Here is a 19,277-nt window from a genome sequence, read left to right on the forward strand (position 1 = left end):
GGCGTAACGCCAAAACGGCCGGACCGCGTTCTCCGGAGCGGACGTGGCTAGGCCCCGTGTCGGTCGAAAGACCGGCGGGGCGCGCGGGGCGGGACGGGCGGGGACGAGCGGGACGGCGGCAGACCGAAGGGCCGCACCCCGGTCCAGTGGCGTCCAACCCCCGGGGGTGCGGCCCTTCGGCCGTTCGGTGGATCGCGGTCAGACCGCGATCGCGACCTCCGCGAGGCCACCGGTCTGCGCGACGACCGTGCGGTCCGCCGTGCCGCCGGGTACCAGTGCGCGTACGGTCCAGGTGCCCTCGGCCGCGTAGAAGCGGAACTGTCCGGTCGCCGAGGTCGGGACCTCGGCGGTGAACTCGCCCGTCGAGTCCAGCAGGCGGACATAGCCGGTGACGGGCTCGCCGTCGCGGGTCACATGACCCTGGATGGTCGTCTCACCGGGCTTGATCGTCGAGGCGTCGGGGCCACCGGCCTTCGCTCCACACATACTGCTCTCCATCTGGTTCCGATAGGTCGGACCGTCCCGAAGCCGGACGGTTCCGAAAGGTCAGGCGTTACTTGGCGGGGCCCAGCGCGATCGGCACGCCGACCAGGGAGCCGTACTCGGTCCAGGAGCCGTCGTAGTTCTTGACGTTCTCGACGCCGAGCAGCTCGTGCAGCACGAACCAGGTCAGGGCGGAGCGCTCACCGATGCGGCACAGGACGATGGTGTCCTTCGCCAGGTCGACTTCCTCGTCCGCGTACAGCGCCTTCAGGTCGTCGTCGGACTTGAAGGTGCCGTCGTCGTTGGCGTTCTTCGACCACGGGATGTTGCGCGAGGTCGGGATGTGACCGGGGCGCTGGGACTGCTCCTGCGGAAGGTGCGCCGGGGCGAGCAGCTTGCCGCTGAACTCGTCGGGCGAGCGCACGTCGACCAGGTTCTGCGCGCCGATGGCGGCGACGACCTCGTCGCGGAAGGCACGGATCGAGGAGTCCTGCGGCTTGGCCTTGTAGTCGGTCGCCGCGCGGGTGGGCACGGCGTCGACCAGGTCGCGGGAGTCCAGCTCCCACTTCTTGCGGCCACCATCGAGGAGCTTGACGCTGTCGTGGCCGTAGAGCTTGAAGTACCAGTAGGCGTACGACGCGAACCAGTTGTTGTTGCCGCCGTAGAGGACGACGGTGGTGTCGTTCGCGATGCCCTTGGCCGACAGGAGCTTCTCGAAGCCCTCCTGGTCGATGAAGTCGCGGCGGACCGGGTCCTGGAGATCCTTGGTCCAGTCGATCCGGATCGCGTTCTTGATGTGGTTCTTCTCGTACGCGGAGGTGTCCTCGTCGACCTCGACGATGGCGACCTTGGGGTCGTCGATGTGGGCCTCGACCCAGTCGGCGTCTACCAGGACGTCGCTGCGGCTCATGCTGTTTCTCCTCCGGGGCAGTGTGCGGCGGGTGGTGCGAAGAGGCTGCGCGAGGTACGCGGATGGTGCGGGCGTACCGCACGGGGGGGGTGGCCCCGATCAAGGGTCGAAGGGCCGGGACAGGAGAGCGAAGACTCCCGCTCAGAGAGCGCGACAGAGCATGGCGGCGACGCGGCACAGGTCTACTGCCCGCCGCTTCGTGAGATCCGCCTGTCGCTGCTTCATAGGCCGATCGTAGGGACGAGTCGCCCGCCATGTCACCGGTGTGTCGCATATTGAGACGCGATCGTCCGCTATGCGGTATGACGGGCCGTCGTATCCCCTCCGCGCGCGGCCCGCGCCGTTGCGCCGCTCCCCGGCCTTCTGCCCACCGGACAGCTCGTCTCACCATGCGGCCGGTGATCCATCACTCGCGCTCCGTCGCCGGACGCCGGACGCCGGAGGCCGGACGCCAGAGGCAGCCGGGCAGCCGCGCAGAACGGCCTACCCCACCAGCGCCACATCCCGGCCCGTGCCGGAGAACCTCAGCCCCGCGTCGGTCGTCTCGACCTTGTCGAGCGTGAGGCTCGCGGGCATCCCCTCGATCTTCAGGTCGTAGTCCACGGCCCTGCGCAGATCGTCGTCGAAGCCCGGCACCGGCAGCTTCGGCAGGGACTCCGCCTTCAGTTCGACCGTGCTGCCGCCGCTGAGCCGGACCGTGCTGTAGACGGTGACATCGCGGTCGGCGACGAGGCGCTCGGCCGCGCCGGGGACCGGGACGCCCGCGCCCTTGAGCACATCAGCGAGCGGGCCGGTGACCTTGACCTGGCCCTTGGCCGCGCGCTCGGGGCCCGCATAGCCGACGGTGGCGCCCTTGGGGGCCGCCTTGGTCAGATCCGCGTACGAGATCCGGGCGGAGCCGTCGGCACGGGCCGCGACCGCCGACGAGTAGTCGCTGTTGATCTTCACATCGCGGAGTTCCGCCTCGACCTCGGTGACATTGACCGTATGGCCGCCGGCGGTGGCGGTGATCCCGGCGAGGCTGATGTCGACCTCGTCCAGCTCCTTGCTCACGACCTGGGTGAGGAAGGGGAAGCCGTTGATGGAGATGTCCGGGGTGGCGGACAGGCCCTGACTGGTCCTGATCTTGTCGGCCGCCTCGGACTCCGCGAAGTTGACCGCGAGACGGTCAGCCGCGATGAAGATGATGCCGAGGATCACGGCGATGATCAGAGATATTCGCAGTGCGCGCACTGTTCGGTGTCCCCCACCCTGGTTCGTCCAACCCGCTGACGCCCGCGGAATGACCGAGTCCGGACGACGCCCTGTCGTTATTCATCGACGTCCGGGCGGTGCGGTTGGTTCCTTGAGGCCCCCTCGGCCGGTTCCTTGAGGCTCCCTCGGCCGGACCGCCGCCCGGACCGCCGCCCGGACTCAGCCGAGGACCCGCCCGAGCAGATAGACGGCGGGCGCGGCGGCGGTCAGCGGCAGGGCGACACCCGCGGTGAAGTGCACGAACCGGGACGGGTAGTCATAGCTCGCCACCCGCAGCCCGACCAGCGCGAGCCCACCCGCCGCCAGTCCGAGCAGCGCGCCCTCGCCGCCGACACCGGTCAGCCCGCCCGCGGCGATACCCGCGCCCGCGGCGGCCAGCAGCGACAGGACGACGGACGCGACGCCGGGCAGCGGCAGCGCACGCGTCACGGCCGCGACGGCGACGGCGGTCCCGCCGATCACCACGGCGTCGTCCGAAGCGGCGAGATGCCCGGCCGCCAGGATGGTCAGGGCGGCCGACGCGACCGTCGCCATCAGCCCGTACATCCGCTCGTCGGCGCCCGCACGGCTGCGCAGCTGGAGTACGAGGGTGAGCAGCACCCACACCCCGAGCGTGCCGAGGATCGCGGCGGGCCCGTGCTCACGGCCCGCCGCGAGCAGGACCGCGTCCGCGGCGAGGCCACCCGCGAAGGCGAGGGCGATGCCCTGCCGGGCGGGCCACATACCGTTCAGCCGGAACCAGCCAGCCGCGGTGACGGCCTGGAGCAGAACGAGCGGGACGAGCAGGGCGTACGAGCCGATGGCCGCGCCGCCCGCGAGCAGCAGGCCGAGGGCGGCGGTCAGCGCGGCAGGCCGGATACCGGGCGCGATGATCGGCGACCGGCCCTCCGCGCGGGCGCGCTGGGCGTCGGTGATCCGGGTGTTGCCTGCGGTCGTGGGGGTGCTGTAGTCCCCGGCGGGCCCGGCCGCCGCGTCCCTGCCCGGGTGCCCGGTGGGGGCGGAGCCCGGCGGCAGCGGGTCGTACGACACCAGCGGTGGCGCCGGGGCGGGACAGGCCGCGGACGCCGGGGTCTCGGGCGGCAGCGGGTGGGCGCCGTGGTGCGGGGGCGGCGGCGCGTAGGCGTCCTGGACCGGGGGGAGGTACGCGGTCTCCTCGGCGGCCCCGGGACCCGGTGAGGCGTGCGCGGGCCGCACCCGGCGCAGGTGGGTCGTCTCCTCGGCCGACGTGGGCGCAGGCGTCGGCATCGGCGCGGGCGCGGGCGCCGCGTGCCGCCGCCGCCCGGGAGGCGCGGTCCCCGCCGCCGGTACGGGCGGCTGGTGGTGCGTGTCCCACGTCTCGCCGTCCCAGGTCTGCGCGTCACCGTGCGGCCCCGGCGGCCGGGCCTGGGCCTGCGGCTGGGGCTGGGCCTGCGGCTCCCGCTGAGCGTGGGCCTGCGGCTGCGAGTCCCGCTGAGCCTGGGCCTGAGATTCCCGCTGAGGCTGCGGCTGCGCGTACGCCCCCTGACCGTACGAACCCTGCGCGTACGGCCCCTGCGCGTACGGCCCCTGGCCCGCATACGGACCCGGCGACGGGTCCGCGTGCGGCTCGGGCGGCTGCGGGTACGGCTGCTGCCCCCCGTACGGGTAGTGCTGATCGCTGCTCATGGTGTGCGGTTCACCCTCCTGCTCACCCTCCTGCGAACGGCGGGAGCACCTCGACCGTGCCGCCCTCGGCCAGCCGTACGGTCTCATGGTCACGGGTCCCGACGGGATCGCCGTCGACGAGGAACGAGCACCGTTCGAGGACGCGCGTCAGCTCCCCGGGGTGCCGGTCGCGCACCCGGTCGAGCGCCTCGGCGAGGGTGCCCGCCGCGTACGGCTCCTCCGCGGTCCCGGCCGCGGCCTTGGCCGCCGCCCAGTAGCGGATCGTCCCCGCTGCCATGGCGCCACCTTCCCTCGGCTCGACTGTCCCGACTGGCCCGACTGGCCCGACTGGCCCGTCTGCTCTTGTCGGCATCCATCATGGGCCATCGGCACCGCGCGCCCGCCCGGTGAGCCACGCCGCGATACGCCCGAGCAGCGCATCGCCGGCGGCGTTCCGGGGGTCGTCCCACACCCTCCCGGCGTAGGGGGAATGCCCCATGCCCGGTTCCAGCCACAGTTCGGCGGGTCCGGCCGCCGCCAGCATCCGGGGGTGGTCGAGCGGGAAATACGGGTCACGGTCACCGTGCACGATCAGCAGCGGGGTGGGCGCGATCAGCGGCACCGCCGCCACCGGGGAGAGCGGTACGGGGTCCCAGGCCGCGCCGTGGACGCGGGTGCGCAGCCCGTACCGGCCGACCAGTCTGCCGAGCGGCCGGGAGATCACCCAGTGCACCCGTCGCATCGGAGCCGTACCCCGGTAGTACCAGCGCGCGGGAGCACTGACGGCGGCGACCGCATTCGGCCACGCTTCCGTGCGCCCCCCATGTACCGGCTTGTGCTCCGCCGCGTGGCGCAGGACGACCGAGCCGCCCATCGAGAATCCGGCCGTCACCACCCGGGCATGGCCGAGCGAGCGCGCCCAGGCGACCGCGGCGGCGAGGTCCCGCACCTCCCGGTCCCCGACCGTACTGCGCCCGCCCGAGCGCCCGTGGCCACGGAAAGAGAAGGTGACAACTGCCGCGTGACCTGCGAAAACGCCCGCCGTACGACGTATCTCGGGACGGTGGGCCGAGCCGGTGAAGCCATGCGCGACCACGATCGCGACATCCGTCACACCCGCCGTACAGGGTTCGTAAAAAGCCTCGATCCCGACGCCATCGGAGGTACGAAGGATGGTGCGAAGAGGCACCCGCCAAGGGCCGCGGGAGAGCACCGGGGAGAACGGAGAAGTGTCCACAGTGTGAAATCGGCCCTCTTGCTCGGAACTCATGTGGGTTATTCTGCTCGGCAGAGGATCCGGGCGACGCAGCCCCCGGGTCCTTTTGTGTTTCCTGCCTGTCGACGCAGACAGGCGAACGGATGGCCCCACCTGTGGTGCGGACCATCACCGCGGAAGCGGTACAACACGAGCTGTGCGACACGCTGTGCGACCGGTACCGCGAACTGGACAACCCGGTACGACCGAACGAGGAGGACCCCTCTCGCAGGGACGAGGAGGAACCGACGTTATGGGCGAGCGAACCGTGTACGACCGCAGAACGACCCACCGGACGGGTGAGGCGCGATGAGTTCACTGCTGCTGCTGACCAATGCACTCCAGCCCTCGACGGAGGTGCTTCCCGCCCTCGGACTGCTGCTCCACAGTGTGCGGGTGGCTCCCGCCGAGGGCCCGGCCCTTGTCGACACCCCCGGTGCCGATGTGATCCTCGTCGACGGCCGCCGCGACCTGCCGCATGTGCGGTCGCTGTGCCAGCTGCTGCGCTCCACCGGGCCCGGCTGTCCGCTGATCCTGGTGGTGACGGAGGGCGGTCTCGCCGCCGTCACGGCCGACTGGGGCATTGACGACGTCCTGCTGGACACGGCGGGTCCCGCCGAGGTCGAGGCGCGGCTGCGGCTGGCGACCGGCCGGCAGCAGATCACGTCCGACGACTCCCCCATGGAGATCCGCAACGGGGATCTCTCGGTGGACGAGGCGACGTACAGCGCGAAGCTCAAGGGCCGGGTGCTCGATCTGACTTTCAAGGAATTCGAGCTGCTGAAGTATCTGGCGCAGCACCCGGGCCGGGTCTTCACCCGCGCCCAGCTGCTCCAGGAGGTCTGGGGCTACGACTACTTCGGCGGTACGCGGACGGTCGACGTCCATGTGCGGCGGCTGCGCGCCAAGCTCGGCCCGGAGCACGAGTCGCTCATCGGAACCGTACGGAATGTGGGGTACCGCTTCGTCGCGCCGGAGAAGGAGGTACGGGAAGCGCGGGAGGCTTCGGCCGCCGCCCGTACGGAGAACCAGCCGGAGAGCCGCCCGGAGGACCGTCCCGGGGATCGCCCCGGAGATCGTCCGGAGGAAGCCGCCGAGCAGCACAAAGGCAGCGTCAGCCCTGCCCGGAGGTAGGTCACCCCGCGTAGACTGCGGCGCGTGGCCAAGGTGACGCGGGACGATGTAGCGCGACTGGCGGGGACTTCGACCGCCGTCGTCAGTTACGTCATCAACAACGGACCCCGGCCGGTCGCCCCGGCCACGCGCGAGCGGGTACTCGCCGCGATCAAGGAGCTGGGGTACCGGCCGGACCGCGTCGCGCAGGCGATGGCGTCCCGGCGCACCGACCTCATAGGCATGATCGTCCCCGACGCCCGGCAGCCCTTCTTCGCGGAGATGGCACACGCGGTGGAGCAGGCGGCGGCCGAGCGCGGAAAAATGGTCCTCGTCGGGAACTCCGACTACCGCCGTGAGCGCGAGGTCCACTATCTCCGTGCCTTCCTCGGGATGCGGGTGTCCGGGCTGATCCTGGTCAGCCAGGGCCTCACGGAGAGCGCCGCGCAGGAGATCGAGGCGTGGGAGGCGCGGGTGGTGCTGCTGCACGAGCGCCCCGAGGGGGTCGACGACGTCGCCGTCGTGACGGACGACGTCGGCGGCGCACAGCTCGCGACCCGCCATCTGCTGGAGCACGGCTATCCGTACGTGGCCTGTCTCGGCGGCCCCGATTCGACCCCGCCCGTCGGCGACCCGGTCACCGACCATGTAGAGGGCTGGCGCCGGGCGATGCTGGAAGCGGGCCGCCCGGTCGACGGCCGGCTCTTCCAGGCTCCGTTCAACCGCTATGACGCCTACCAGGTCGCCCTGAAACTGCTGTCCGGCCCCGACCGGCCGCCCGCGATCTTCTGCTCCACGGACGACCAGGCGATCGGGGTTCTCCGGGCGGCCCGCGAGCTGCGTATCGACGTACCGGGCGAGCTGGCGGTGGCGGGTTTCGACGACGTCAAGGAAGCGCACCTCACCGACCCGCCCCTGACCACGGTCGCCTCCGACCGCCCGGCGATGGCCCGCGCCGCAGTCGACCTGGTCCTGGACGAGGGCCTGCGGGTGACGGGCTCCCGCCGCGAGCGCGTGAAGCAGTTCCCCTCGGGCCTGATCATCCGCCGCTCGTGCGGGTGCGACTAGCTCCGCCTGCTCGGGCCCTTGTCGGGGCTCCGCCCCGAACCTCCCCCTACGCCCCTGCGGGCGTGGAGGTACCCCCAGCTCCTCAAACGCCGGAGGGGCTGAAATATGTCCTGGTTGAGCCGGTCAGCCGGTGCGGTGAGCCCCGGCGTAATTGAGGAAGGCGACCGATGCGGCCTGGCAAGGGGCATACACAGGTCTCAGCGGCGGCGCCACGCGCGCAGCATTTCCTCCGGGCCGAAGGCGGCCTGGAGGCCGGAGCAGCTGACGCCGCTGCGGGTGACCGCGACGAGGGGGATCGGGGCGTCGGTGAGCGCGGCTCTGTGTTTGTGGAGGGCGGCGAGGTCGTGGGCGTCGAACGGGGATGTCTCCAGCCACTTGACCGAGCCCACGAACAGCAACTGCTTGGCCACGGGCTGCCGGTCGGCGCCGACCAGGTCGATCTCGATGTCGTTGCCGCGGGTCCAGTAGCCGCCGACGACGGGGGCGGCGGGCAGTTCGCCTTCGGGGAGGATCCGGGCCAGGGACTCCCGGACCAGTGGCTCGACCGCGCGCCCTCGCCAACTGGTCCACTGGCTTTGGATCCGGGCCAGAGTGAGGTCGCCGCGCATGCGCTCGACCTCTGCCATGTGCGGACCGAGGAAGGCCAGCCAGAAGCGCAGATAGGGGTCCGCCACCCGGTAGCGGCGCTCTTTCGAGGGGCGCAGCGACAGGGGGAGTTCGGCGGCGACGACACGCTTGTCGATCAGTAGATCGGCCGCCCTGGTGAGCGTGGTGTGGGCGATGCCGCCGGCGGCGCGCGCGATATTGGCGAAGGTCCGCTCGCCCGACCCGATCGCCCGCAGCACCTCCCTGCCCATGGCGTTCGGGGGAAACTCCGCGGCGAGCGACCGCTCGGCCGAGACCAGGAGAGCGGAGATCGGGTTCTCCAGGGCCCCGGTGAGGAACTCCCACATCGAGGCCCCGGCCCGCCACTCACGGCAGATCAGCGGCAGCCCACCGGTGATCAGTGCGGCGTCGAAGGCTTCGGCGGGTGCGAGATCGAGCATCTCGCCGATGTCCGCCGGGTTCAGCGGCCCCACGACCATCTCCCGCCCGCGCTGGTGGAACGGACGGTCGTAGCTGTTGAGCGCCTCCATCATGGACAGATCCGAGCCGACCAGGAGCAGCAGGACCGGCTTGCGGCTGAGCAACCGGTCCCAGGCCCGCTGGAGCATCCCCTCGAAGGCGTCGACGCGCTCCATCAGGTACGGCACCTCATCGATCACCACCACGCTCGGGGTGTCGTCGGGCAGGATCTCCGCCAGGAGCCGCAAGGCCGCGTTCCACTGGCTCGGCGTCTCCTCCGCGAAAAGCGCATGGCGCGGCAGGGTGGAGTCGGCCGCGGCGTCGAGCAGTTCCGCCAGTTCGTCCTCGGCGGAGCCGCCCCCGGCCGTGAAGAAGAGGTGGGGAACCGCCGCCTGCTGCAGAAACTCCTCGACCAGGGTGGACTTCCCGACACGCCGCCTGCCGCGCATGAGCACGCACTGGCCCGGCCGCGTCGCGCCGACGGCTCCACGGACCTCGTCGAGCGCGTCTCGCAGCGTACGCAGTTCGCGGTCCCTGCCGATGAAGCGATACATGAAGTGAGGTCCCGTCGTAGCGGCGGAGGTCCCGTCATGACGAACCGGGGATACTATCGCCAGAGATAGTATCGCTCCCGATACTATCTCTGGCGATAGTATCCGGGACGCGCCCCGGCCTCAGGCCCGGACAGGCGCGCACCACACCACGGCACCCGCACCAGAGGCGCCACGGCCCCCGTACCGAAGGCACCACGCCACCCCCGCGAGCCACCGCCTTACCCCGCCCCTACAGACTTCTGCCCCCCTTCTCAGCACCACCTCAGACTGTTCTCATCTGCCGCGGCGACAGTCGTCACCATGAGCGACCACTACTTCCCGCCGCCGCCCGTACAGCCCCCGCAGCCGACGCCACCGCCACCCCCGCACTCCCGTCGCAGGCGCCGCCCCCTCGCCCTGCTCGTCGCCGTCGCCGTCGTGGCCGCCACCTTCGGGGCCGGGGCGTCCGCGGTGCTGGAGGGGATCACCGGGGAGGGTGAGAAGGCGGGCGGGCAGTCGGTCACCGGGACGAATGTGTCGACCAGCAGTGCGGGGACCGTCACCGGGGTCGCGCAGGCGGTGACGCCGAGCATCGTGGAGATCAAGGCGGGTACGGCGGCCGGCGGCTCCACCGGTTCGGGGGTGATCATCACGGCGGACGGGGAGATCGTCACGAACAACCATGTGGTCTCGGGCGCGGACGTCGTGAAGGTGACGCTCAGCGACGGCCGGAGCTATACGGCCGATGTCGTCGGCACCGACCCCGGCAAGGACCTCGCCCTGATCAAGCTCAGGGGCGCGAGCGGGCTCAAGGCGGCGCCGCTCGGAGACTCCGGCAGTCTGCGGGTGGGCGAGGAAGTCGTGGCGATCGGCTCCCCGGAGGGGCTGACGGGCACGGTCACCAGCGGGATCGTCTCCGCGCTCGACCGGGACGTCACGGTCGCCAAGGAGCCGGAGCAGCGGCCGAGGCAGGGCAGCGGCTGGCCGTTCGAGTACGGCGGGCAGGAGTTCAACGGCGACACCGGCGACTCGAAGACGACGTACAAGGCCATCCAGACGGACGCCTCGCTCAACCCCGGCAACTCCGGCGGCGCCCTGATCAATATGCGCGGCGAGATCGTCGGGATCAACTCCGCCATGTACTCGCCCAGCGCGGCCAACGGCGCCGGCGCGGGCAGCGTCGGCCTCGGTTTCGCCATCCCGGTCGACACCGTCAAGAGCGTCCTCGGCGATCTCCGCAACGGCGACGGCTGAACGATGGCGCGTGCGAGGCTGGAGCCATGACTACCCCGCGTGAAGGCGAACGCATCCTCGTCGTCGACGACGAACCCGCCGTCCGGGAGGCGCTCCAGCGCAGTCTGGCCTTCGAGGGATACGGCACCGAGGTCGCCGTCGACGGTCTGGACGCGCTCGCGAAGGCGGACGACTACCTCCCGGATCTGATCGTGCTCGACATCCAGATGCCCCGGATGGACGGTCTGACCGCCGCCCGCCGGATCCGGGGCGCGGGCTCGACCGTGCCCATCCTGATGCTGACCGCGCGGGACACCGTCGGCGACCGCGTCACCGGGCTTGACGCCGGGGCCGACGACTATCTGGTCAAACCGTTCGAACTGGACGAGCTGTTCGCCCGTATCCGCGCGCTGCTGCGCCGCCGCTCGTACGCCACGGGGGGCACGGCCGACCCCGGTGACCAGGACATTCTGGCCTTCGGGGAGCTGCGGATGAATCTGGCCACCCGCGAGGTCCACCGCGGCACCCGCCCGGTGGAGCTGACCCGTACCGAGTTCACGCTGCTCGAACTGCTGCTGGCCCATCCGCGCCAGGTGCTCACCCGGGAGCAGATCCTCAAGTCCGTATGGGGCTTCGACTTCGAGCCCAGCTCCAATTCGCTGGATGTGTATGTGATGTATCTGCGGCGCAAGACGGAGGCGGGCGGGGAGCCCCGGCTGGTCCACACGGTGCGCGGGGTGGGGTATGTCCTGCGGGCCGGCGGCGGTGAGGGGTGACGGGCGGACTCGCCGGCCGGTTCCGCACCCTGCCCCTCAGGTCCCGGCTCGCCCTGCTGGTGGCCACCGCCGTCGCGATCGCCGTGGCGGCCGTCGCGGTCGTCTCCTGGCTGCTGACCCGGACCCAGCTGACCAATGAGCTGGACACCTCGCTCCAGAACACCCGCGCGCCGGAGGGTTCGGTACAGGACGCGTGGACCAGTTGCCGCACCGGGCAGCCACCGACCGGGGACGCCCCGGCCGGCTTCGCGTACATCCAGCTCGTCCTGCCCGACGGCACCCGCTGTACCGATCCGTACAACATGCCGGTGAAGGTCAGACCGTCGGATGTCGCCGTCGCGAACCGTACGGCGAAGAGCGCGCTGCACAACAGCACCACGGACAGCGGCACTCCGGTACGGGTGCACACCACGACCCTCGACATCCAGGGCGTCCCGGTGGCGGTGTCCGTCTCCCGCCCGCTGGACGAGATCGACACCTCGCTGAACCGGCTCGCCCTGCTGCTCACCGGGCTCGCCGGGATCGGGGTACTCGGCGCGGGCGCGGCCGGACTGTGGGTCGCGCGCACCGGGCTGAAGCCGGTGGACCGGCTCACGGGCGCCGTGGAGCATGTGGCGCTCACGGAGGATCTGACCGTACGCATCCCCGTCGACGGGGAGGACGAGATCGCCCGGCTGTCGCGCTCGTTCAACTCGATGACCGCCGCGCTCGCCATCTCGCGCGACCGGCAGGCGCGGCTGATCGCGGACGCGGGCCATGAGCTGCGTACGCCGCTGACCTCGCTGCGGACCAATATCGAGCTGCTGGTGCGCAGTGAACAGACGGGCCGGGCGATCCCGCCCGCCGACCGGCAGGCGCTGATGGCGTCGGTGAAGGCACAGCTGACCGAGCTGGCCGCGCTGATCGGGGACCTTCAGGAGCTGTCGCGCCCCGATGCCGTACAGGGCGGGCCGCTGACCGTGGTGGCCCTGCACGAGATCGCCGCCGCAGCCCTGGAGCGGGCCCGGCTGCGCGGCCCGGAGCTGACCTTTGTGACGGAGCTTGACCCGTGGTACGTACGGGCCGAGTCGGCCGCGCTGGAGCGGGCGCTGGTCAATGTGCTGGACAACGCGGTGAAGTTCTCCCCGCCGGGCGGCGCGGTCGAACTGCGGCTGGCGCGGGGCGAGCTGACGGTACGCGACCACGGTCCGGGTATCCCGGCCGATGAGCTGCCGCATGTCTTCGAGCGGTTCTGGCGCTCGCCATCCGCCCGGTCCCTGCCCGGCTCGGGTCTCGGTCTTTCGATCGTGGCGCGCACGATCCAGCAGGCGGGCGGCACGATCGCCCTCCGGGCGGCGGAGGGTGGCGGCACCCGGGCGGTCATCCGGCTGCCGGGGGCGCCGGACCCGCCGCCCGACCATCTGTGAGAACAGCGGTGGGGTGGCGGGTCCCCCGGCCCGGACACGGTGGGGCGGCAGCCCCCGGGAGGCCCGCCACCCCACCGGACCTGTACGTTCCGCTTGACGACCCGTACGTCCTACGTGTGTACGTACCGCTTGACGGCCGTACGTCCTACTTGACGACCGTGATCCGGCCGGTCGCCGGCGGTGCCAGCGGGGACGACGCGCTGGAGTGCGCGGCCAGATACGCGATCAGCGCATCGAGATCGGACGCGCCGACCAGCTTGTTCCGGTGCTCCTTCAGTACGGAGAAGCCGTCGCCGCCGCCGGTCAGGAACTCGTTCATCGCGACCCGGTAGGTCTTCGCCGGGTCGAGCGGCTCACCGTTCAGCCGGATCGAGCCGGTGACGATCCGGTCCGCGCCCGCCTTCGTGAGATCCAGGGTGTAGGTGAATCCCTTCGACACCTGAAGGATCTTCGGGGAAGCCTGGTTCGGGCCGCTGACCTGCTGCTGGAGCGCGGTGATGAGCTGAGCGCCCGTCAGATCGACCACGTTCATCATATTGGTGAACGGCTGCACGGTGAACGCCTCGCCGTAGGTCACCACCCCGTCGCCCTCACTGCCGGACGCCTGGTGCACCAGCCCCGCGCGGATACCGCCGGGGTTCATCAGCGCGAGCTGTGCCCCGCCCTTGTCGGCGGGGGCGTGGGCCTCCAGTTGCGCGTCCGCGATCAGATTGCCGAGCGGGCGCTCCTCGGTGAGCGGGTTCTCGATGTCGGCGGAGATATGGCCGACGGGACGGTTCGCGATCGGCGCGGCCAGGATGTTCCAGCGGTCGATCAGCCGGGTCATGTCCCGCGCCTTGGCGACATCGCGGGTGACCACATGGTTCGCGGAGGCGACCGAGGTGCGGACGATATCCCTGGTACGCCGGTCGTACGTCAGCGTCGTGTCCGTGTACAGCTTGCCGAACGACGCCGCCGATGTGACCGTGCGCGGCTTGCCCGACGGGTCCGGGACGGTGCACGCGTACGCCTGGTGGGTGTGGCCGGTGACCAGGGCGTCGACCTGGGAGCTGACGTTCTTGGCGATGTCCACGATCGGCCCGGAGATACCGTCGCCGGGTCCGGGGCTGTCACAGTCGTAGTTGTACGAGGAGGAGGCGGGCGACCCTCCCTCGTGCAGCAGGGCGACGATGGACTTGACGCCCTTGCGCTCCAGGATCTTCGTGTATTTGTTGATGGCCTCGATCTCGTCGCCGAACTTCAGGCCCTTGATGCCCTCGGCGTTGACGATGTCGGGGGTGCCCTCCAGGGTGACCCCGATGAAGCCGATCCGTACCCCGTCCTTCTTCCAGATGAAGTAGGGGTCGAGCAGCGGCTCGCCCGCCTTTCTGTCCCTCTTGGCGTTCCCGGTCTTCTCATGCGTCACATTGGCGGTGAGATACGGGAAGTCCGCGCCTTCGAACTCCCGGCCCTTCTCGTAACAGCCCTCAGTGGGGTGACAGCCGCCGTTCTGGATGCGGGCGAGTTCCCTGGCTCCCTCGTCGAACTCATGGTTGCCGACGGAGGTGACATCGAGGTCCAGCTTGTTCAGTGCCTCGATGGTGGGCTCGTCGTGGAAGAGCCCGGAGAGCATCGGCGTCGCGCCGATCATGTCCCCGGCGGCGGCGGTGATGGAGTAACGGTTGCCCTTGCGGGCCTCGCGCAGATGGGTGGCGAGATACTCGGCGCCGCCCGCGTCGATGGTCCTGGTGGTGCCGTCCGGGTTGGTGTGGGTGACCCGCCCGGCGGATCCGGAGGGCGGCTGGAGGTTCCCGTGCAGATCGTTGAAGGACAGCAACTGCACATCCACGGTCCGGCCGTGGCCATGGGCGCGCTCCCGCTCCTCCGGGGAGCCGGGGGGCATCGCGGCGACCAGCGCGCCCACGGTGGCCAGTCCGGCGACCGCGGCGAGGAGGCGGCGGTTCGTCTGCGGTCTCGTCCTGTGCGGTCTGGCTGACATCTGTCCCCTTGGGTGTGTGGTCACGGCTGCCGGGTGGGTGGTGACGTGGCGTCGCCGGGTGGGTGGTCGCGTCGAAGTCGAATCCGCCGGGTGCGCGTCGCGGCTGCCCGGTGGATGGTCGCGTCGCGTCCGCGGCTGAGCGGCAGCCTAGGGTCAACGCGCGTAGCGCGACAGGGGGATACGCCGACGAGCCGGATTTCCCGGTCACGGCCTCCGGACCGGGCGACGCCGCGTGGTGCACCGGGCAACCCGGAAGTCCCTGGTGGGGTCCCTGTATCCGAGGACGAGCCGAGGACGAGCCGAAGGTCAACCGCCAACCGGTCGAGGACCAGCCGACGACCAGCCGGCGACTGGCCGACGACCGGCCGAGGACCACCACCGAGATGGACGCCGACCGGTTTCGGCCAGACCCGCGACCACAATCAACTCATGGATACCTATGTGCGGTTATTCCTAGCGATAACGGCTTCCGAGACCGATGAGGAGCAGGGGATGACAGCACGACGCATGGGCCGTACGGGTGCGGTTCGTACAGGTGTGGTTCGTACCGGCGTGGTGGGACTCGTCGCGGCGGCGACGGCCGCGACCGCGTTCACCGCCCCCGCCCAGGCGGGACCCACGGGGCCCGCTGGAATACCGGCCGACCACCGGGCTGCGCGGTTCGACCATCAGGCGGCGCAGCGCGCGATGGACACCGTCGTACGGGCCGGGATCCCCGGGGTCACCGGCCAGACCAGAGACGGCGACCGCGTCTGGAAGGGCACCTCCGGCGTCGGCGACCGCGGAACCGGTGTCCCGCGCGGGAAGAACGACCGCTTCCGGATCGCCAGCATCACCAAGACGTTCGTCGCCACAGCCCTGCTCCAACTGGAGGCCGAGGGCAGGCTCGACCTGGACGACACCGTGGACCGCTGGCTGCCAGGACTGGTGCGCGGCAACGGCAACGACGGCCGCAGGATGACCGTACGTCAGCTCCTCAACCACACCAGCGGGGTGCCCGACTATCTGGACGACGCCGGGTACCAGAAGAAGTACGTGTTTGCGCCCGGCTTCCTCAGGCACCGCTATGACACCAGGACTCCGCAGGCGGCCGTAGCGGTCGCCCTGCGCCACAAGCCGGCTTTCGAGCCCGGCGCGAAGCACTCGTACTCCAACACCGGTTATGTCCTCGCCGCCCTGATCATCGAGAAGGCGAGCGGGAACTCCTACGAGCACGAGATCCGCGAACGCATCATCAAGCCCCTCGGCCTGCGCGCCACCACCCTCCCCGGGAACTCCTCACTGATGCCGAGGCCGAGCAGCCGGGCGTACTCCAAGCTGTCGCACGACCAGACCGCGACCAGGATCTACGACGTCACCCTGCAGAACGCCTCCCAGTCCTGGGCGGACGGCGACATGATCTCCAGCGCGGGCGATCTGAACCGGTTCTTCAGCGCCCTGATGCGCGGCAAGCTCCTGTCGAAGAAGCAACTCGCCGCGATGAAGACCACGGTCCCCGACCCATCCGCGCCCGTCCCCGGCGCCGGCTACGGCCTCGGGATCGCGACGTACAAGACGGCCTGCGGCACCAAGGTGTGGGGCCATACGGGCGGCTGGCTCGGCACGCTCTCCGAAGCGGTCGTCACCGAGGACGGCCGCCGTTCCGTCGCCGTCAACCTCAATGGGGACTGGGCCTGGCCGGTCAGCGTCGCGAACGCGGCGTTCTGCGGCGACGGGACAACCACGCGCGGCCCGGACGTCTCTTCCCCGGCCGGGACTTCACTGGTCGGCACTTCACCGGCCGAGTACGAGCGCCCCCGGCAGCGCGGGACGGCAAGGAGCACGGAATGAGTCAACGGGGACTGGGGCGCACGGGGCGCTACCCGGCGACCGGCTCACGGTACGCGGCGGCCGACTCACCACGTCCGGCGGCGGGTTCACGGCAGCCGGTGGCCGAGCCGGGAGTCCGGGTGTGCTCCTCCACCAGCGACAGAAACGTCACGGCGCGTACGGCCCATTCGAAGTGCTCGCCGTTGTACGCGGTGAACGCGAAACCGACCGGCTGGCCCCGGTGCAGCGCGGCGACCGCGTGGACGTCCCCGGGCTGGCCGTGGCCCGCCCCGTCGACATGGTCGGCGAGTGCCGCGAGCAGGGCCCGGCGGTCGCGCGGCAGCAGCCGGGCCGCCGTGGCGTGCACCGAGTGGTGGATCGTACGGATCGCGACCCGCGGACCGGCGGGCGCGTGGAACTCCTGGAGTACCGGCTTCCGTTCGGGCTCGTCCTCCGCCCATGGGCGGTGCAGCAGCAGTTCGTACCAGAGGCCGGACCGTACGAGCGGGGCACGAACCCGTCGCCTGGACCGGGACGCCCGGTGCTGACTCTTCGAGAGGGACTGCGTGTGCATGTCTCGCCTCCTGTCGCAGCAGCGTGAGGGGTACCCTTCCCGCCCCATGCCAATAGCGCGGGAAGGGGACCACCGAATCCCCCTGACGGCGCGGAGCAGGGGGCAACTGCGCCGCGATTCGGGCTCGGCCCCTGCCGTAGCACCCGATGCGGCGACACACAGCGACCGTAGCGCTACAGCATGGATAGGCGCAACAGTGGGACGGCACACAGTTGTACCGGGCCGGGCCGGGGGTGCACCGGGGCGGGCCGGGGGCGCGTTCGGACCACGCGCCGGGGGGCGGGTTCAGATCAGGGAGGGCCGGCTCAGATCAGATGATCGAACTCCCCCGCCTTGACCCCCAGGATGAACGCCCGGAGCTTTTCGACGGAGGTCGTGACTATCTGCTCCGGATCGTCGCTCTCCCTCAGTTTGATCACGCCGTCGACGCCCGCCAGCTCGACGCAGTCCTGATTGCCGTCCGATCCCGAGAACGAGGACTTCTGCCATCCGATGCGGTTGGTCATGCGCTGTGTCTCACGCTTCCTGTGCGACACGCCGGAGAAACTTACGCGAGTCGTCCGGGTCGAGCGCGATGGACCGCACGGAATCGATCAGAACGCGATAGCGCACCAATTGGGCTTCCGCGTCCAGGAATCCGCTGTCGAAGGCGCTGTCGAGCTGCACGGTGTCGAGCTTCGGCACCGAAGCGCCCGCGTACAGCATCGAATGGGCCGAGCCGGTGATCCGCGCCTCGAAGGGAATGACACGCAGGATCACGCTCGGCCACCGGGATACCTCGTGCAGGAATTCGAGCTGCCCCCGCATGGTCTCGCCGGTGACATACCGCATCCGCAGCGCGGCCTCGTGCACCAGCGCCTCGAACTCCGGCGGCGCCGGGCGGTCCAGGACATCGCGCCTGGCCATCCGGTGTTCCACCCGCGCGCTCAGCTCGGCGGGCGGCACATCCGAGATCCCACCGAGAATCAGCTCCCTGGCGTACTCCGCGGTCTGGAGCGGGCCCGGAATGTGCAGCATATGGATGCGCCGCATATACGTCGCATGGTGCTCCAGCTCCGCGAGGTCGAGAAACCCGGGCGAGAGCACTCCCCGGTACGCCTCCCACCACCCCTTGGTCCGCTCCTCGGCCATTCCCGCCAGCGCGTCGACCAGATGCCTGTCCGTGGCCGAGTAATGAGCCGCGAGCCTGCGGACCCGCTCGGCACTCACCCCGTACCGCCCCGACTCGATATGGCTGATCTGCGCCCGCTCGCCCCCCAGAAAGGCCGCCGCGACGCTGCCGGACATCCCCGCCCGCTCCCGCAGCTTCCGCAACTCCGCCCCCAGCCGCCTCTGCCGTGCGGTCGGATAGCTCCTCGGCGGCATGACAGCCCACCTCTTCCCGTGCTCATGAGTGTGGGCACCACTCTGCCACGGTCCCTTTGTTTGGATGCGACGCCCGTCACACTGTTGCGCCCAACTGCCGTCGGTCCGGCCGACGCAGGCCGCCTCGCTCGGGCCCGGACAACGCGGTCGGCCCCCCAGCCGTATGCCGGTGGAGGGCCGATCCTGACAGGTGTCAGTGATTCAGATCAGATCGTCGAACTCGCCTTCCTTGACGCCACCGAGAAAGGCATTCAGCTTTGCCCTGGTCGTACGGATGATCACGTTCGGACTGTCACTCTCGCGTATCAGGATCTCTCCTCCATGCTCAGCGAGTTCCAGGCAGTTGTTGCCCTCACCGTCCGTCGACTTCGAAGATTTGCGCCACTGAATATCCACTGAGTCCACGCTTTCACCGTTGTTTCGCCATGCCGTGAATGAAATCTCGCGACCGCTTCGGATCGAGAGACCGCTCCTGCGTCTGGTCCAGTACGGCCCGGTAGTTCGCGAGTCGCGATTCTGCGTCCAGGAACGCGGGCCCGGTCGCGGTGTCCATCTGTACGGTGTCAAGCTGCGGCACCGGTCCGTACGCATAGAGTGTCGAACTTCCCGCATTCGGGAAACCGCCCACCGCGAACGGGATCACGCGAACGGTGACGTTGTCGCGCTCCGACTCCCGCACGAGGTGATCGAGCTGGCCCCGGGCGACTGCGGGGCCGCCGTACTCCATCCTCAAAGCGGCCTCGTGGATGCTGAACACCGCGCGGCGCACCCGCACTTGGGCTCCGTGCAGCCGCTGCCCTGCGCCTCCGCAGAGGCGCCCCGGCAGGGGACG

General features: G+C 70.5%; 18 protein-coding genes and 1 pseudogene. 6 read left to right on the forward strand and 13 right to left on the reverse strand.

The genetic code is table 11. The features are described from left to right. Positions 1-198: 198 nt before the first annotated feature. The 6 genes from ACWF94_RS01720 to ACWF94_RS01745 form a co-directional block, all read right to left on the reverse strand. Entirely contained in the window at positions 199-486 is a 288-nt protein-coding gene (locus ACWF94_RS01720; RefSeq protein ID WP_329300438.1) for a DUF1416 domain-containing protein, read from the reverse strand. 67 nt (positions 487-553) lie between these two features. After that, on the reverse strand, positions 554-1,393 hold the full coding sequence (locus ACWF94_RS01725; RefSeq protein ID WP_453483652.1) for a sulfurtransferase: 840 nt from the start codon (positions 1,391-1,393) through the stop codon (positions 554-556). 483 nt (positions 1,394-1,876) lie between these two features. Beyond that, positions 1,877-2,626 carry an LmeA family phospholipid-binding protein gene (locus tag ACWF94_RS01730; protein WP_453483654.1) on the reverse strand — a complete coding sequence of 250 codons (750 nt, stop codon included), beginning with the start codon at positions 2,624-2,626 and terminating at the stop codon, positions 1,877-1,879. 180 nt (positions 2,627-2,806) lie between these two features. Beyond that, positions 2,807-4,291 (reverse strand): hypothetical protein, encoded by a 1,485-nt coding sequence (locus ACWF94_RS01735; protein WP_453483656.1) that lies wholly within the window; start codon positions 4,289-4,291, stop codon positions 2,807-2,809. 22 nt (positions 4,292-4,313) lie between these two features. Beyond that, positions 4,314-4,568 carry a MoaD/ThiS family protein gene (locus ACWF94_RS01740; RefSeq protein ID WP_453483658.1) on the reverse strand — a complete coding sequence of 85 codons (255 nt, stop codon included), beginning with the start codon at positions 4,566-4,568 and terminating at the stop codon, positions 4,314-4,316. Between the two features lie 78 nt (positions 4,569-4,646). Beyond that, positions 4,647-5,540: an alpha/beta hydrolase gene (locus ACWF94_RS01745; protein ID WP_453483659.1), complete on the reverse strand. Its 894-nt coding sequence runs from the start codon at positions 5,538-5,540 to the stop codon at positions 4,647-4,649. Positions 5,541-5,834: 294 nt separating this feature from the next. Between ACWF94_RS01745 and ACWF94_RS01750 the strand changes: the two genes are divergently transcribed. Together ACWF94_RS01750 and ACWF94_RS01755 are read left to right on the forward strand one after the other, a co-directional pair. Beyond that, positions 5,835-6,659, forward strand: coding sequence for a winged helix-turn-helix domain-containing protein (locus ACWF94_RS01750; protein ID WP_453483661.1), 825 nt, complete (start codon positions 5,835-5,837; stop codon positions 6,657-6,659). 24 nt (positions 6,660-6,683) lie between these two features. After that, a complete protein-coding gene (locus ACWF94_RS01755) occupies positions 6,684-7,706 on the forward strand; it encodes a LacI family DNA-binding transcriptional regulator (protein ID WP_453483663.1) in 1,023 nt (340 codons plus the stop codon). Between the two features lie 197 nt (positions 7,707-7,903). Here the strand turns inward: ACWF94_RS01755 and ACWF94_RS01760 are convergent, their stop codons facing one another. Further along, a complete protein-coding gene (locus ACWF94_RS01760; protein WP_453483665.1) occupies positions 7,904-9,325 on the reverse strand; it encodes an ATP-binding protein in 1,422 nt (473 codons plus the stop codon). Between the two features lie 300 nt (positions 9,326-9,625). Here ACWF94_RS01760 and ACWF94_RS01765 point away from each other — a divergent pair, with 300 nt between their 5' ends. The 3 genes from ACWF94_RS01765 to ACWF94_RS01775 are packed head-to-tail and all read left to right on the forward strand — an operon-like array spanning position 9,626 to position 12,719. Then, positions 9,626-10,558 (forward strand): S1C family serine protease, encoded by a 933-nt coding sequence (locus ACWF94_RS01765; protein ID WP_453483667.1) that lies wholly within the window; start codon positions 9,626-9,628, stop codon positions 10,556-10,558. Positions 10,559-10,584: 26 nt separating this feature from the next. Next, positions 10,585-11,313, forward strand: a complete 729-nt coding sequence (locus ACWF94_RS01770; protein WP_453483669.1) for a response regulator transcription factor — start codon at positions 10,585-10,587, stop codon at positions 11,311-11,313. Next, complete coding sequence (locus ACWF94_RS01775) at positions 11,310-12,719, forward strand: sensor histidine kinase (RefSeq protein WP_453483671.1); 1,410 nt, start codon at positions 11,310-11,312, stop codon at positions 12,717-12,719. Before ACWF94_RS01770 ends, ACWF94_RS01775 begins: the two co-directional genes overlap by 4 nt. Before the next feature lie 145 nt (positions 12,720-12,864). Here ACWF94_RS01775 and ACWF94_RS01780 read toward each other — a convergent pair whose 3' ends face one another. Then, positions 12,865-14,697 (reverse strand): bifunctional metallophosphatase/5'-nucleotidase, encoded by a 1,833-nt coding sequence (locus ACWF94_RS01780; protein WP_453483673.1) that lies wholly within the window; start codon positions 14,695-14,697, stop codon positions 12,865-12,867. Positions 14,698-15,189: 492 nt separating this feature from the next. Here ACWF94_RS01780 and ACWF94_RS01785 point away from each other — a divergent pair, with 492 nt between their 5' ends. Continuing rightward, a complete protein-coding gene (locus ACWF94_RS01785) occupies positions 15,190-16,527 on the forward strand; it encodes a serine hydrolase domain-containing protein (RefSeq protein ID WP_453483675.1) in 1,338 nt (445 codons plus the stop codon). Between the two features lie 28 nt (positions 16,528-16,555). Here ACWF94_RS01785 and ACWF94_RS01790 read toward each other — a convergent pair whose 3' ends face one another. From ACWF94_RS01790 to ACWF94_RS01810, 5 genes and pseudogenes are all read right to left on the reverse strand, one after another. Beyond that, a complete protein-coding gene (locus tag ACWF94_RS01790; RefSeq protein ID WP_453483677.1) occupies positions 16,556-17,080 on the reverse strand; it encodes a hypothetical protein in 525 nt (174 codons plus the stop codon). 305 nt (positions 17,081-17,385) lie between these two features. Continuing rightward, positions 17,386-17,586, reverse strand: coding sequence for a DUF397 domain-containing protein (locus ACWF94_RS01795; RefSeq protein ID WP_453483679.1), 201 nt, complete (start codon positions 17,584-17,586; stop codon positions 17,386-17,388). 10 nt (positions 17,587-17,596) lie between these two features. Then, a complete protein-coding gene (locus tag ACWF94_RS01800) occupies positions 17,597-18,445 on the reverse strand; it encodes a helix-turn-helix domain-containing protein (RefSeq protein ID WP_453483680.1) in 849 nt (282 codons plus the stop codon). A 201-nt stretch (positions 18,446-18,646) separates the two neighbouring features. Next, positions 18,647-18,841: a DUF397 domain-containing protein gene (locus ACWF94_RS01805; protein WP_453483710.1), complete on the reverse strand. Its 195-nt coding sequence runs from the start codon at positions 18,839-18,841 to the stop codon at positions 18,647-18,649. A gap of 13 nt (positions 18,842-18,854) precedes the next feature. Continuing rightward, positions 18,855-19,199 (reverse strand): annotated as a pseudogene (locus ACWF94_RS01810) (DUF5753 domain-containing protein); the annotation flags it as partial. Positions 19,200-19,277: the final 78 nt, after the last annotated feature.

This window comes from Streptomyces sp. NPDC055078, from assembly GCF_053607985.1.